Annotated in this window: 18 protein-coding genes; 4 read left to right on the top strand and 14 right to left on the bottom strand. The window is 38.8% G+C overall.

The features are described from left to right. Positions 1 to 20: 20 nt before the first annotated feature. From CDW55_RS10350 to hutI, 14 genes are all read right to left on the bottom strand, one after another. A complete protein-coding gene (locus CDW55_RS10350; RefSeq protein ID WP_088469692.1) occupies positions 21 to 542 on the bottom strand; it encodes a DUF4252 domain-containing protein in 522 nt (173 codons plus the stop codon). Positions 543 to 553: 11 nt separating this feature from the next. Next, positions 554 to 1,819, bottom strand: coding sequence for a DUF4252 domain-containing protein (locus CDW55_RS10355; RefSeq protein ID WP_088469693.1), 1,266 nt, complete (start codon positions 1,817 to 1,819; stop codon positions 554 to 556). A gap of 11 nt (positions 1,820 to 1,830) precedes the next feature. After that, the gene (locus tag CDW55_RS10360) at positions 1,831 to 2,499 is read right to left on the bottom strand and encodes a hypothetical protein (RefSeq protein WP_088469694.1); all 669 of its coding nucleotides are present in this window, start codon (positions 2,497 to 2,499) and stop codon (positions 1,831 to 1,833) included. Continuing rightward, positions 2,474 to 2,983 (bottom strand): RNA polymerase sigma factor, encoded by a 510-nt coding sequence (locus CDW55_RS10365; RefSeq protein ID WP_088469695.1) that lies wholly within the window; start codon positions 2,981 to 2,983, stop codon positions 2,474 to 2,476. Before CDW55_RS10365 ends, CDW55_RS10360 begins: the two co-directional genes overlap by 26 nt. 110 nt (positions 2,984 to 3,093) lie before the next feature. Next, positions 3,094 to 3,450, bottom strand: coding sequence for a type II toxin-antitoxin system HigA family antitoxin (locus CDW55_RS10370; RefSeq protein WP_088469867.1), 357 nt, complete (start codon positions 3,448 to 3,450; stop codon positions 3,094 to 3,096). Further along, positions 3,440 to 3,748, bottom strand: coding sequence for a type II toxin-antitoxin system HigB family toxin (locus CDW55_RS10375; RefSeq protein WP_088469696.1), 309 nt, complete (start codon positions 3,746 to 3,748; stop codon positions 3,440 to 3,442). The genes CDW55_RS10370 and CDW55_RS10375 overlap by 11 nt, the downstream gene beginning before the upstream one ends. A gap of 78 nt (positions 3,749 to 3,826) precedes the next feature. Then, positions 3,827 to 4,240, bottom strand: coding sequence for a PaaI family thioesterase (locus tag CDW55_RS10380; protein ID WP_088469697.1), 414 nt, complete (start codon positions 4,238 to 4,240; stop codon positions 3,827 to 3,829). 23 nt (positions 4,241 to 4,263) lie between these two features. Then, complete coding sequence (locus CDW55_RS10385; protein WP_088469698.1) at positions 4,264 to 4,464, bottom strand: hypothetical protein; 201 nt, start codon at positions 4,462 to 4,464, stop codon at positions 4,264 to 4,266. Between the two features lie 19 nt (positions 4,465 to 4,483). After that, the gene (locus CDW55_RS10390) at positions 4,484 to 5,674 is read right to left on the bottom strand and encodes a 3-hydroxyacyl-CoA dehydrogenase NAD-binding domain-containing protein (protein ID WP_088469699.1); all 1,191 of its coding nucleotides are present in this window, start codon (positions 5,672 to 5,674) and stop codon (positions 4,484 to 4,486) included. Between the two features lie 7 nt (positions 5,675 to 5,681). Next, positions 5,682 to 6,479 carry an enoyl-CoA hydratase-related protein gene (locus CDW55_RS10395; RefSeq protein WP_088469868.1) on the bottom strand — a complete coding sequence of 266 codons (798 nt, stop codon included), beginning with the start codon at positions 6,477 to 6,479 and terminating at the stop codon, positions 5,682 to 5,684. A 76-nt stretch (positions 6,480 to 6,555) separates the two neighbouring features. Beyond that, positions 6,556 to 7,020 (bottom strand): 1,2-phenylacetyl-CoA epoxidase subunit PaaD, encoded by a 465-nt coding sequence (paaD, locus tag CDW55_RS10400; protein ID WP_179285936.1) that lies wholly within the window; start codon positions 7,018 to 7,020, stop codon positions 6,556 to 6,558. A 20-nt stretch (positions 7,021 to 7,040) separates the two neighbouring features. Next, positions 7,041 to 7,790, bottom strand: a complete 750-nt coding sequence (gene paaC / locus CDW55_RS10405) for a 1,2-phenylacetyl-CoA epoxidase subunit PaaC (RefSeq protein ID WP_088469701.1) — start codon at positions 7,788 to 7,790, stop codon at positions 7,041 to 7,043. A gap of 71 nt (positions 7,791 to 7,861) precedes the next feature. Then, entirely contained in the window at positions 7,862 to 8,143 is a 282-nt protein-coding gene (gene paaB, locus CDW55_RS10410; RefSeq protein WP_088469702.1) for a 1,2-phenylacetyl-CoA epoxidase subunit PaaB, read from the bottom strand. Positions 8,144 to 8,179: 36 nt separating this feature from the next. Next, positions 8,180 to 9,403, bottom strand: coding sequence for an imidazolonepropionase (hutI, locus tag CDW55_RS10415; protein WP_088469703.1), 1,224 nt, complete (start codon positions 9,401 to 9,403; stop codon positions 8,180 to 8,182). 148 nt (positions 9,404 to 9,551) lie between these two features. On the opposite strand from hutI, the gene ruvB reads away from it, so the two are divergent. From ruvB to coaE, 4 genes are all read left to right on the top strand, one after another. Then, the gene (gene ruvB / locus CDW55_RS10420; protein ID WP_088469704.1) at positions 9,552 to 10,574 is read left to right on the top strand and encodes a Holliday junction branch migration DNA helicase RuvB; all 1,023 of its coding nucleotides are present in this window, start codon (positions 9,552 to 9,554) and stop codon (positions 10,572 to 10,574) included. Positions 10,575 to 10,578: 4 nt separating this feature from the next. Next, the gene (locus CDW55_RS10425) at positions 10,579 to 11,184 is read left to right on the top strand and encodes an FMN-binding negative transcriptional regulator (RefSeq protein WP_088469705.1); all 606 of its coding nucleotides are present in this window, start codon (positions 10,579 to 10,581) and stop codon (positions 11,182 to 11,184) included. 101 nt (positions 11,185 to 11,285) lie between these two features. Further along, a complete protein-coding gene (locus tag CDW55_RS10430; protein ID WP_088469706.1) occupies positions 11,286 to 12,152 on the top strand; it encodes an MBL fold metallo-hydrolase in 867 nt (288 codons plus the stop codon). 12 nt (positions 12,153 to 12,164) lie between these two features. Next, positions 12,165 to 12,785, top strand: coding sequence for a dephospho-CoA kinase (coaE, locus tag CDW55_RS10435; protein WP_088469707.1), 621 nt, complete (start codon positions 12,165 to 12,167; stop codon positions 12,783 to 12,785). Positions 12,786 to 12,845 lie beyond the last annotated feature (60 nt).

The following is a 12,845-nucleotide window of genomic DNA, read 5'->3' on the forward strand; positions in this document are numbered from 1 at the left end:
GTTGCTGTCATTTCTAATTTTTATTTCAAAGTCATTTTTTTTACATCATTTTTCTCAGAATAATTGATGATTCGTGAGATGTCGTCGGGGGTGAATTTTCCTGTGACATCTACAAAAACCAGTTCTTTTCCGGAATGCACGGTGATGAGGAGTTTTTTAATCACATCGCCGCTGTGTTTTGCTTGGAAATTAATGGTTTCATTGGCCTTTTTTACAGTCATCCATTCTTCAAAATTATTGGAAGTAAGGTATTTGGCAAAATCACCCAACATTTCCTTGTTGCCATTTTCCACGGTCATCACCTTCACATCTGAAACTTTTTTGATGAGGTTGATGAGTTCTTCGCTTTCGCCATCTTCTTTCAAAGCTTTTTTCACGATAGGTTTAGCGAGAAACATGGGTACATTAACACTGGTAAATTTTGCACCGCCGTAGTCGTAATGAGGATTATCGAAAAAGCCCATTTTTGGTGTCCTCGATACGATGCAGGATTGCAGACTCAGCAGTAATAAAGCTAAAGGAATAAGGATCAAATTTTTCATGGTGAAAGTTTTTACAAAGGTTTCATTGACGCTCCGCCAGTGAGTGATGCATTACGCTTTACATTATTATTGCTGCGGTATCTTACACTCGCACCCGAGGTTCCGGTAACGTTAATGTTTTCAGTTGCGTTCACCTTTATATTTGCTGCTGATGAAGCGTTGATTTGTGATTTCTGTGTTTCCAGATCCTGTGCGTTCACTGTAGCCGCGCTGGAAACATCGAAAGTTGTTTCTTTTATTTTTCCGTATAATGTTGCCGAAGAACCGCTGGTCGCACTCATTTCGAGCTCGTCTGCATTTACATTTAGTCTTACGTTTGAACCTGAAGTTGTGGAGAGTTCTACTTTTCCCGTGGTTTCCAGATCGGCTTTCAGATTTGCTCCCGAAGTTGTGGCAATCTGAAAATAATTGCTTTTTACGGTATTCAGGGTGTTAAAATTTGCGCCTGAATTTACCGCGATTTTGCTCAGTTCCGGAGCAGAGACAGTCACACTCAGTTTTTTGAATTTCAGATTTCGGTTATTGTTGTTATCGACATAAATTTTCAAAATATCACCTACAACTTCGGTCTTTACCAATTCCGGTCTGTCGGAATCTACCACTACTTTTTGTTTAGAATCCTGAGTGAAGGAAACATTGATTCCTGATGAAACCTGAATGCCGCTGAAACTGGCAACTTTACGTACTTCTTCTCTTGCCGAGCCGGATGAAGTTGAAGAGTTATTGCCATCCGATCCACCCGTTGCATATATTTGCGTCTCGTTGATCAGCTTGTTCACATCATCCATAGAAATTTTCCCATCGAGCATCATTAAAACGGTATTCCCTTCAGAGCTGATATTTAAAAGCAAATTGTCTAAAATTCCGTTGGTTGCATCAGAAGAAAGGAATTTAATTTTATTGTCTTTGCTGTTCACAGTCATCAATTCCTCATATTTCATGTTTTTAATGGAATTGTGAATGTCGGATTGAAGACTTTGAAAATTCCCTAAATTGAGTTTGTTTTGGCTTCCCGTATTGTTTGCTACGGTCGGTTTTTCTACAATAAGGATTCGTAAACCATTAATTTTGCTGAGCAAAGGTTTTATTTGCTCGAGTTCGGAATCGTTAATATTCAGCTTGTTGAGCATGTTGAACATCGGTTTTGCAATTTTGATGGAGGTAACCCCTTCGGATTCCTGGTATTTATCAAAAAGCTGATCTAATTTGTCTTTCTGGGCATTTATTTGGATAAAATACGAGAAAGTAAGGGCGAATATTAAGAGTAATTTTTTCATGATTTTAAATTTTAGTAATCTGTAATAAAGCTGTTCACTGCTTCAGTCGAAGCTACTGTTTTAGATACATTTTCAGAAAGAATTCGGAACGAATATTTCGTTAGATCGATGGCTTCCTGTTCGTTTTCTATTTTTTGCCCGTTGATAATCACGTAGTTGGATTTGTACTCGGGATTTTGGGCAGTTTTGCCCCTTGCAGATTTTTCTGGTGTGGAATTATCGACAAACTGCGGCCGCGTCTGTCTTTTTATCCTTCCTCTTTTCGGAAGAATTTTTTCTATTACATCATCACCATCGTTGATGGATACTGAGTCGGTAACCAAACTATCAGCAGCTGTTTTCAGAGAATCTTTCGAGCTATTGATCGCGACAATCTCGTTGCCTTTACCGAAATCATTTTTTTGTTTTAAGATTTCATTTTTTACCAATTGATCTTGTTCATCCATCTTACTTTGGTCGGAAATTTTATAGAAAACTCCCATGGAAACAAGCAGTACTACACTCGCTGCCATCCAATAAAACTTCGGGAAAGACGCGCTTTTCTTTTCTGAAATTTTAGTGGTAAGGTTTTTTTCTTTTTCAGCTTCCGCCAAGAAATCTTCGAAATCCCAGTTCATCTTTTCTTCCCTGAGCTCTTGGAAGATTTCGTTGTATTTATCCTGTGATTTGTCGGTTTTCATAATTCATCAGTTTGGTGATTTGTTCTTTAATTTTTTGTCGGGCACGCATTAAATTTATTCTTACTGCGTTTTCTTCCATTTCCAACATTTTTGCGATTTCCGAGATTTCATATTCTTCAACATCTTTCAGGTGAATCACGGCTTTTTGTTTCTCCGGCAGTTGCCTGATGAAGCCTAGAATTTGATCTTTCAAATTATTGGTTTCGATTTGGTAAAGCTCGCTCCGGTGAAATTGAAAATCTGCAAAACCCATTTTCACATCGTGGTGCTTTAGCCGGTTCAGACATTCGTTTTTCACCGATTTCATCGCGTATGATTTCAGGTTTCCGAATGTGGGCAATTCTTCTTTTTTTTGCCAGAATTTTATCATTAAATCCTGTACAATATCTTCGGCTTCGTCACTGCTCATCACAAATCTTTTTGCAAAACGATACATCTCATCCTTGAGACAGAATACCGTTTCTTTAAAGATTGCGTGAGTCATAGTTTAGTTTATAGGTAAGACAACGAAGTTCGGAAATATGTTACATCGAAATAAAAAAAACTTCAAAAATTGTTTTTTGAAGTTGAGTTTTGAAAATTAATTTCTAAAATTTAATAGGCCTGAATGAGCACTTCTGTGGGAATTTTCATGATGGAATGCAGGTTTCTGATCATTTCCAAAGAAAGTTTTCTTTTCTTATTTAAAATTTCACTGGCCCGGCTTTTCAAACCGATAACTTTTGCCAAATCATTTTGGGAATAATCCATTTGTTCCATCCGGAATTTTATTGCTTCAATAGGATCTGGCAAATCAATCGGAAAGTTTTCATCTTCATATTTTTCAATGAGAATTCCTAAAACTTCTAATTCATCGCCTTCTTTTGTTCCTTTTTTTGCATCAAAAATTTCTTCCAATCTCATTAATGCATCGGAATAATCTTGTTCAGTTTTGATTGGTTTAATTTCCATTTTTTTTAATTTCGTTGGCGTCAATTTTATCATATTCGGCGTGAGTACCAATAAATCGAATCCAAATCATTTGATAATCGTAATTGAGTTTCACAATGAGGCGATAATGATTTCCTTTAATATTAAAGACGATTCTTTGATCATTTAAAATACTTGCACTTGGATATTCACTTTTGATATCGTGAGCATTTTTCCACTCTGCAACGCTTGCTTCCTTAAACCACGATTTTAGTTGCTGCTCACAATCATTGTGTTTTTCCCAAAATTCACGAAGAATTTTTTTTGCTATCACTCTCAAAACCAAATAATTTGATACAAATATAACAAAAAAAATTCCCAAAATGGGAATTGTGAAATATTTTTATAAGAATTGAATTTACAAATCCGTCACTTTTTTATCAATTTTATACACCGTTCCGCGAAAAGCAGCGACCAATTCCTGTTTTTGATTGGTGATTTTGATATCGTAAATTCCGGTTTTTCGAGTATCGGAAATTAAGACGCTATCTGCTCTCAAAATATCGCCCATTTTCACGGCTTTGGTGAAATTAATGGTGCAATTCAATGCGACCGAAGCTTCGTTGGTATTGTTGCTTGAAAAAGCCAGTGCTGAATCGGCGAAGGAAAAAGTAATACCGCCGTGAACGGTTTTCAATCCGTTGATCATTTCCTGTTTTACCGGCATTTCTATTAAGCAATATTTTTCGCGGACCTCAATCAGTTTTATTCCCATCCATTGGGAGAAATGGTCTTGATTGAGCATATATTGAGCGGTTTCGAGTGGGGTCATTTATAAATAAAAGTTTAATGAAATTATTTTCTGTTGCTGAAAAAGTGTTTGTAGCCTACAAAAACGACCACAATAGCCAGCGTCACTAACCATTTTTCCTCGAAAAATGTCATAAAATCCTGGTTAGAATTCAATAAAAATTTTGTCATGAAAAAACTGAGAACAGTAAGAACGATGAAAGAAACAACAACAGAAATAAGCGCCGGAAGTATTTTTGGATTCATAAATTTTAATTTTTATCAGTTACATTTTCTTCAGGAGCGGACTTTGTCGGTAACGTTCTTCCTGATAAGTTTCGTAAAGATTTTGAAGCGTTTTTGAAACTTTTTCGTAGCCAATTTCATTTCCCCAAGCAAGTAAACCTTTTGGATAATTCACACCTTTTTGCATCGCTAATTCCAAATCTTCATCATTGGCAATTTCGAGTCTTTTTGCTTCTACAGCTTCGTTGATGAGCATGGAAATAATCCTGTTGAAAATGGTTTGGTACAATTCGTCGTCTTTTTCTAGAGCAGGTTTTTCCGCATTTTCCGCATAATCATAAAATCCTTTTCCGGTTTTTCTGCCCAAAAATTTCGCCTCGCTCATTCTCTGCTGAAGCAAACTCGGTTTGTATTTTGGATCGTAAAAATAATCCTGATATACCGTTTTTGTTACCGCAAAATTCACATCAATTCCAATTAAATCCATCAATTCAAAAGGTCCCATTTTGAAGTTTCCCAAAGTCCGCATTGCATCGTCGATTTGTTCAGGAGTGGCGATTTGTTCTTCGGCAATTCTTAATGCTTCACCATAAAAAGGTCGGGCAATTCGGTTCACAATAAATCCGGGAACATCTTTCGCAATAACCGGAGTTTTGCCCCAATTTTCCATTAAAGAATACATTTTTCTCGCTAAAGTTTTCTCCGTTAAAAGTCCAGGAATAACTTCCACCAAAGGCATGAGCGGCGCAGGATTGAAAAAATGAATTCCTATAAACCTTTCCGGATTTTTTAATTCTGATGATAGGGAAGTGATCGAAATCGAAGAAGTATTGCTCGAAATCACGCAGTTTTCCGAAACAATTTTTTCTAAATTTTGAAAAACATTGGTTTTGATTTCTTTGTTTTCAATGATGGCTTCAATGACCAAATCGCAATTTTTAAAGTCTGAAAGTTCAGTACATGGTTTTATTTTGTTGAAAATTTCTTCGCTTTTTTCTGAAGATATTTTTTGTTTTTCAACCAATTTGTCCAGGACTTTTTTAAGGTTTGTTAATGATTTTTCTGTTTGAGCAGCATTTGCATCATACAAAAAAACCTCACAGCCACAAGTTGCCGCAACCTGCGCAATGCCGATTCCCATGGTTCCGGAACCGATAATTCCTACTTTTGAGATCTGAGGTTTGAAATTTGAGATTGCAGGATTCTGGCTTTCGCTTCTTGGTTCTTGCATTTTTTATCTATTTCCCTTGATAATTTGGTTTTCTTTTTTCCAGAAACGCTGCAACACCTTCGCGGAAATCTTCCGTTTCCGCAGCTTCTTGCTGAAGGATTCCTTCCAGATCGAGCTGTTGACTCAGGTTGTTGTCGTAAGATTCATTAAATGCTTTTTTCGTAAGCGAAATGGCTTTTGTAGGTAAATAAGAAAGCGTTTTAAGAACTTCCAGTGACTGGTCGGTGAAATTGGCGTCTTCAAAAACATCGGCAATCAAACCCATATTTTTTGCTTCCGGAGCGGCAATTTTCTTTCCGGTGAAGGCCAGATAATTTGCCTGCTGACGGCCTAAAAGTTTCGGTAACCAATACGTTCCGCCGGTATCCGGAATTAAACCGATGTTCACGAAAGCCTGAGAAAAATAGGCGGATTCTGTTGCCAAAGTAATATCACAAATCAAAGCCAACATCGCGCCGGCGCCTACCGCCGGACCGTTTACCAAAGAAACAACCGGTTTTCTGCATTTGGAAATTTCCTTTACCAAAGGGTTGTAATAATCGATCACAATTCTCTGAATCACTCTTTCTTCACCTTCATCACCGTAAGAAAGCGCATCTTTTAGGTTCTGTCCGGAACAGAACGCTTTCCCGCGGCCTGAGATTGCGATACAGCGCACTTCTGGGTTTTTCGAGGAGTCATGAACAAATGTCCGGAGCTCTTTCAGTAAAGTTTTGTTTAAACTGTTATACGTTTCAGGCTGGTTGAGGTAAGCGATCTGAAGTTTGCCTTCAAGATGGGTTTCTATTTCGAGATGAGTGTACATATTTTTGAGTTTATATGGCTCCAATTTACCAATATTTTTTAAGTCCGGAAGAATTAAAACTATGCAGTAAATTAAATCAGTGGCATTTAAAATAGTCGAAAGGTTCCAGGCAGTCGTTGCACTGATAGCTGGCTTTGCAGAGTGTAGAGCCGAAGCGGCTGATCTGTCTGGTGTTTTCTGAACCGCATCTCGGACATTTTTTCGGAATGTTGAGGTGATCTTCGTGAGCGCCTTTTTCCGGAGGTGTAATCCCGTAAATGCGGAGTTTTTCCCGCGCTTCATCGGTGATCCAGTCGGTCGTCCATATTGGGGAAATTTTGGTGATGACTTTTGCATTAATTCCTTTTTCTTTGAAAAGTTTAATGATGTCTTCTTCAATATTAAACATCGCCGGACAAGCAGAATAAGTCGGTGTAATCACGATTTTCGCTTCATTTTCGGAAATCATTTTTGCATCGCGCACAATTCCGAGCTCCACGATGTTGATCACGGGGATTTCGGGATCGGGGATTTCAGCCAGTATGTCGAGAAGGTTGTACATTATTTACTTTTGATGAAAGATTACCAAACACAATTCGGATACGTTCGCTGCATATATTGTAATTCGCAAAGAATATAACCAAAATATTCTGTGTGATAGCCGGTTCTGGAACCTTTCTGCATGAATTCGTTTTCCGGAATTTCAATACCGAAATTTCTGAAATCCTCTGCAACCAAAAATTTCCAGTTTTCATAGAGATCCTGTGCATTTGGCGCGATTCCGAGTTGGCTAAGATCCTTTTCGCCTTCGGTTTCTGCAAACATTCCGGCGGTATATTCCCAAAGGTTTTCTACTGCATTTTTCAGCAGTGTCTTGCTTTCTTCTGTCCCGCCGGCAAACATTTTAATCCATGTTGAAGTGTGCGTGTAATGGTATTTTACTTCTTTCAGGGATTTTTCTGCAATCGCAGCCAACTGGGCATCTTCACTCACCTGTAAAATGGTATACAGAATTTTCTGATAAACGGAGAAGAAATATACTTTCAAAATTGTCTGTGCATAATCACCGTTTGGTATTTCCGAAAGCTGGCAGTTTAAATATTCTTTTTCCAAACGCAGGAAAGCAAGATCGTCTACTGTTTTTCCCAAATCCTGAACCTTTGCAGCATATTGATACAGATTGTTACTTTGCCCAAGATAATCGAGTGCGATATTGGTGAGTGCGATATCTTCTTCCAGATAAGGTCCTTGTCCGCAGAGTTCGCCCAATCGTTGCCCGAAAATCAGCGTGTCATCGGCAAGTTTTAAAAGATAATTAAAGAGTGGATTCATTTTTATTTGAGATTTAAGAGCCAAGATTTAAGAGTTTTCATTGTTTGTTCTTGAATCTTGTTTCTAAGAATTTACATGTTTTTTACGTCATTCGGGATTTCGTAAAAAGTGGGATGGCGGTATAATTTATCGTCTGCCGGATCGAAAAATGCTTCCTTGTCTATGCCCTCGGATGTTACCATATATTTGCTCGGAACTACCCAAATCGAGGTTCCTTCCATTCTTCTGGTATATACGTCGCGTGCGTTCTGTAAAGCCATTTCGGAAGTAGCCGCCTGTACTGTACCTGCGTGTTTGTGGGAAAGTCCGGGTTTTGTTTGGATGAAAACTTCCCACATTTCTAAGTTGCTCATTGTATTATTTTTGAGGCGTTAAGATAATTATTTTTATTAAATTTTTTCTCCGTCAATAAAAACGCGTTCTGCTTTCAAACTTCCTTGTTGGTACAAAACGTTTTGAAAATTATCGGTTTTGAAGGTTACAAAATCTGCTTTTTTGCCTTTTTCCAGTTTCCCGCGATCTTCCAAACCGAGCGCAAAAGCCGAACGGAACGTAATTCCCGCCAAAACTTCTGCTGTGGAAAGTTTCTCGAAAGTGGCCAAAATTGAAGCTTGGGTAATAAGATTTCCCATAGGCGCGGAACCCGGATTCCAGTCGGATGCGATGGCTAAAATGCCATTTTTGTCTAAAATTTTTCTTGCCGGTGAAAATCTTTCTCCCAAACCTAAACTTGCTCCGGGAAGTGCAATCGCAACGGTTTCCGAGGAGGCGATAAAATCGATGTCTTCATCCGCTGTAGCTTCCAAATGGTCGGCCGATTTTGCGCCAACTTCCACAGCAATCCTCGAACTTCCGGGTGTAAACTGATCAGCGTGAACGGTAATTTCAAAGCCCATTTCTTTGGCTTTCATAAGGAAATCTTGGCTTTCTTCCGGTTGAAATGCAGATTTTTCAATAAAAATATCTACGCGGTTCGCAAGCTTTTCTTCTTTTACTTGCGGTAAAATTTCATTTAAAATATATTGAAGATATTCCACATTATCACCTTCGAAATCTCGTGGTTTCAAGTGGGCGGAAAGGCAAGTCGGAACTAAAGTTGCTTTGGTAAAATTTTGCGCTTTCTTGATCACGCGGAGCATTTTTAGCTCGTTTTCCACATCCAAACCGTAACCGGATTTTATCTCGATCGTGGTAATTCCCAGAGAAATTAAAAAATTAATTCTTTCTAAAGTGGTTTTCAGCAATTCATCCTCCGAAGCTGCTCGCGTATGTTGCACGGAACTCCAGATTCCGCCGCCACTTTCGGCAATTTCCAAATAGGTTTTTCCGGCATTTCGCATCGCAAAATCATTGGCGCGGTTTCCACCGAAACAAATGTGCGTATGTGCATCGGTGAAAGCAGGAAGAGCAACTTGCGACCCTGTGATATTTTCAATTTGAGCGGTTGGATATGCTGTTTTTAAACCATTAAAATTTCCAACATCAACGATCTTTCCGTTTTCGGAGAGAATTCCTCCATTTTCGATGATTTCGAGTTGTTCATCTGCCAATTTCCCCCGCAAAGGCAGATTGGCAAGCGTAACGATTTGTTTGAAAGGTCCAGTAATTTTCATATTGGTAAATTTAACATTTAAACATTATGCCAGCAAAGTTTTTTATCAATGGATAAACTAAGCCTTATGTATGATGGATTTATTTAGGGTCTTGTGTTTAGATAATTAAAATGAATTATCTTTGATTCTTAAAATTTAAAACAAAAAAATGCCAGATTTTCTTCACCCAGATCAAGAAAATTTTTCCGACGAAGAATTGTTACAAGAAGAAAAAATCCGTCCCCAGAGTTTTCAGGATTTTGCCGGACAACGAAAAACATTGGACAATCTAGAAGTTTTCGTGGCGGCGGCCAAAAATCGAGGCGGCTCGCTGGATCATGTGCTTTTGCATGGTCCGCCGGGATTGGGAAAAACGACTTTGGCACATATTATTGCGAATGAATTGGGAGTGGGCTGTAAAATAACTTCGGGGCCGGTTTTGGATAAACCCGGAAGTTTGGCCGGACTTTTAACCAATCTTGAAGAAAACGATGTCCTTTTCATTGATGAAATCCACCGATTGTCGCCGATTGTGGAAGAATATCTGTATTCCGCGATGGAAGATTTTAAAATCGATATCATGCTGGAGAGCGGTCCCAATGCGCGTTCCGTACAAATTGGCTTAAATCCCTTTACCTTGGTTGGCGCAACCACTCGTTCCGGTATGCTCACCAAACCGATGTTGGCAAGATTCGGAATCCAATCGCGGTTGGAATACTACACCGTTGAACTTTTAGGAATGATCATCGAAAGAAGTGCGCGAGTTCTTGGCGTTCCGATTTATGAAGATGCTGCATTGGAAATAGCCCGAAGAAGCCGTGGAACACCGAGAATTGCAAACGCTCTGCTAAGAAGAGTTCGGGATTTTGCGGAAATAAAAGGCAATGGTGAAATCGAAATTGAAATTACCAAATTCGCATTAAATTCATTAAATGTTGATGAATTCGGATTGGATGATATGGACAATAAAATTATGCGCGTGATGATCGAAAATTTCCGTGGAAAACCAGTGGGAATTTCCGCTTTGGCTACTTCGATTGGCGAAAATCCGGAGACCTTGGAGGAGGTTTATGAACCATTTCTCATTCAGGAAGGTTTCATTATCAGAACGCCGAGAGGACGGGAAGTGACGGAGAAAGCCTATAAACATTTGAATATTTCCATACCGAAAAGACCGGATCAGCTTTTTTAACCGTATGTACATTCCTAAACTTTATAAAAGCGAAGACCAAGAACTGATGAAAAAAATCATTAGTGAAAACGGTTTTGCACTTTTAATTTCAGATAAAGAAAAATTAGCCGCGACGCATTCCATGTTTTTGGCGAATGAAAATGAAGGGAATTTTTATCTGGAAACTCATATTTCAAAAGCCAATTTTCAGGCAAAAGTTCTGAAAGATGGCGACGAAGTTTTGTGCGATTTTCTTGGCGCGCATTCTTATATTTCGTCATCTTGGTATGATCACAAAAATGTTTCAACTTGGAATTACGAGGCGGTTCAGGTACGTGGAAAGGTGAAATTGATGAATGATGATGAACTTTATGAACATCTACGAAAGCTGACTTTTAAATATGAAAAAGACCAGAAATGCCCAATGCTGGTTGAAAATATGGAAGATGAATATGTGAAAAATGAAATGAAAGGCGCTTTCGGAATCCATATTTTTCCTACGGAAATATTCATTGTTAATAAATTAAGTCAGAACAGAAATGAAAGTGATTTCAGAAATATCATTAAAGAATTAGAGGAATCTTCGGACGGAAATTCGCAGCGTATTGCTGAGAAAATGAGAAACCTATAACGAAGTTCTTTGTGTTAAAAATAAGCGAAAAGGAGAGCCGCCAAGTCCGTTGAAATAAAATAAATTGCTAAATTAGAAACGGAAAATCAAAAACAAAATATATGAAGCTATATCCAATACAATGTGGGAAATTTAAATTAGACGGCGGCGCTATGTTTGGAGTCGTTCCGAAAACCCTGTGGGAAAAGACCAATCCGGCCGACGAAAGAAATTTAATAGAACTAGGAACCCGCTCCCTTTTAGTGGAGGACGGTAAAAAACTCATTCTCATCGACTGCGGCCTCGGCAATAAGCAGGACGAAAAATTCTTCGGACATTATTCACTTTGGGGCGATGATTCTCTGGATAAAAACCTGCAGAAATACGGTTTCGTGCGCGATGATATTACCGATGTTTTTCTTACGCATCTTCATTTTGACCATTGCGGGGGCGCGATAGAGTGGAATGATGATAAAACCGGCTATCGTCCTGCTTTCAAAAATGCACATTTCTGGACCAACGAAAATCACTGGCAGTGGGCTACAGAACCCAATCCGCGCGAGAAAGCAAGTTTCTTAAAAGAAAATATTTTGCCAATGCAGGAAAGCGGACAACTCAATTTTCTGCCTACACCGAATAGCGGGAATTACGGTTTCGCACCAGATCTGAAAATGGATGTGATTTTTGTAGACGGACACACCGAAAAACAGATGCTTCCCGTGATTCAGTATCAGGAAAAAACGATTGTTTTCGCGGCAGATCTTATCCCTACCGTTGGTCATATCCCCCAGGTTTATGTCATGGGTTACGATACGCGACCGCTGCTGACGATGGAAGAAAAAGCAAAATTCCTGAAACAGTGTGTTGATAATGAATATCTGTTGTTTTTCGAACACGATGCCCACAACGAACTAGCCAGCCTGAAGATGACTGAAAAAGGTGTTCGTCTGGATGAAACTTTCTCCATGAACGAAGTTTTTGGCTATTAACCTGAAAACAGCATGGAAGAAGAATATTTTAATCACAACAAAAAAATTATCGGTCTCACCGGCGGAATCGGTTCGGGCAAAACTACAGTTGCCGAATTTATTGAGGAACTGGGATTTCCGGTGTATTATTCGGATGTGAGGGCTAAAGAAATCGTGAATGATAACGAAAATCTGAAAAATGACATCAGCAAACTTCTGGGCGAAAATGCTTACGATGAATCGGGCAGATATAACAGGAAATATGTGGCAGATCTCGTTTTCAATAATGAAGAACTGCTAAAGCAGCTGAACGGACTAATTCATCCTGCCGTGAGGCTGGATTTCGAAAACTGGGTTGCCAGTCAAAGCGCTGAATTTCTCTTTAAAGAAACCGCTCTTTTATTTGAACTGAAGCTTCATGAAAGCTGCTATAAATCTCTTCTTGTTACGGCAGATGATAATATCAGAATCAAACGTGTAATGGACCGCGACGACAAAACTTACCGCGAAGTTGAAGCGGTGATGGATAAACAGATGCCCGAAAAAGATAAAGTGAAAAAAGCAGATTTTGTCATCTACAACAACAGCAATATTGAAGACCTCAAGGCTGAAACCGAAAAAACAGTCATGAAATTAACCGATTTGGTTGATTAATAATTTACTTAGAAAAAAAAAGCCTGAATTCATCGGATTCAGGCTTTTTGATTATAGTGG

Source organism: Chryseobacterium sp. VAUSW3, assembly GCF_002205795.1.
Lineage (GTDB): Bacteria > Bacteroidota > Bacteroidia > Flavobacteriales > Weeksellaceae > Kaistella > Kaistella yananensis.

Coding starts and splice junctions, on each gene's coding strand:
- CDW55_RS10390 (WP_088469699.1), bottom strand. CDS start 5,674: ATGCAAGAACCAAGAAGCGAAAGCCAGAATCCTGCAATCTCAAATTTC.
- CDW55_RS10360 (WP_088469694.1), bottom strand. CDS start 2,499: ATGAAAACCGACAAATCACAGGATAAATACAACGAAATCTTCCAAGAG.
- CDW55_RS10350 (WP_088469692.1), bottom strand. CDS start 542: ATGAAAAATTTGATCCTTATTCCTTTAGCTTTATTACTGCTGAGTCTG.
- hutI (WP_088469703.1), bottom strand. CDS start 9,403: ATGAAAATTACTGGACCTTTCAAACAAATCGTTACGCTTGCCAATCTG.
- CDW55_RS10365 (WP_088469695.1), bottom strand. CDS start 2,983: ATGACTCACGCAATCTTTAAAGAAACGGTATTCTGTCTCAAGGATGAG.
- paaD (WP_179285936.1), bottom strand. CDS start 7,020: ATGTACAACCTTCTCGACATACTGGCTGAAATCCCCGATCCCGAAATC.
- coaE (WP_088469707.1), top strand. CDS start 12,165: ATGGAAGAAGAATATTTTAATCACAACAAAAAAATTATCGGTCTCACC.
- CDW55_RS10380 (WP_088469697.1), bottom strand. CDS start 4,240: ATGACCCCACTCGAAACCGCTCAATATATGCTCAATCAAGACCATTTC.
- paaC (WP_088469701.1), bottom strand. CDS start 7,790: ATGAATCCACTCTTTAATTATCTTTTAAAACTTGCCGATGACACGCTG.
- CDW55_RS10385 (WP_088469698.1), bottom strand. CDS start 4,464: ATGAATCCAAAAATACTTCCGGCGCTTATTTCTGTTGTTGTTTCTTTC.
- ruvB (WP_088469704.1), top strand. CDS start 9,552: ATGCCAGATTTTCTTCACCCAGATCAAGAAAATTTTTCCGACGAAGAA.
- CDW55_RS10425 (WP_088469705.1), top strand. CDS start 10,579: ATGTACATTCCTAAACTTTATAAAAGCGAAGACCAAGAACTGATGAAA.
- CDW55_RS10370 (WP_088469867.1), bottom strand. CDS start 3,450: ATGGAAATTAAACCAATCAAAACTGAACAAGATTATTCCGATGCATTA.
- CDW55_RS10355 (WP_088469693.1), bottom strand. CDS start 1,819: ATGAAAAAATTACTCTTAATATTCGCCCTTACTTTCTCGTATTTTATC.
- CDW55_RS10395 (WP_088469868.1), bottom strand. CDS start 6,479: ATGTACACTCATCTCGAAATAGAAACCCATCTTGAAGGCAAACTTCAG.
- CDW55_RS10430 (WP_088469706.1), top strand. CDS start 11,286: ATGAAGCTATATCCAATACAATGTGGGAAATTTAAATTAGACGGCGGC.
- paaB (WP_088469702.1), bottom strand. CDS start 8,143: ATGAGCAACTTAGAAATGTGGGAAGTTTTCATCCAAACAAAACCCGGA.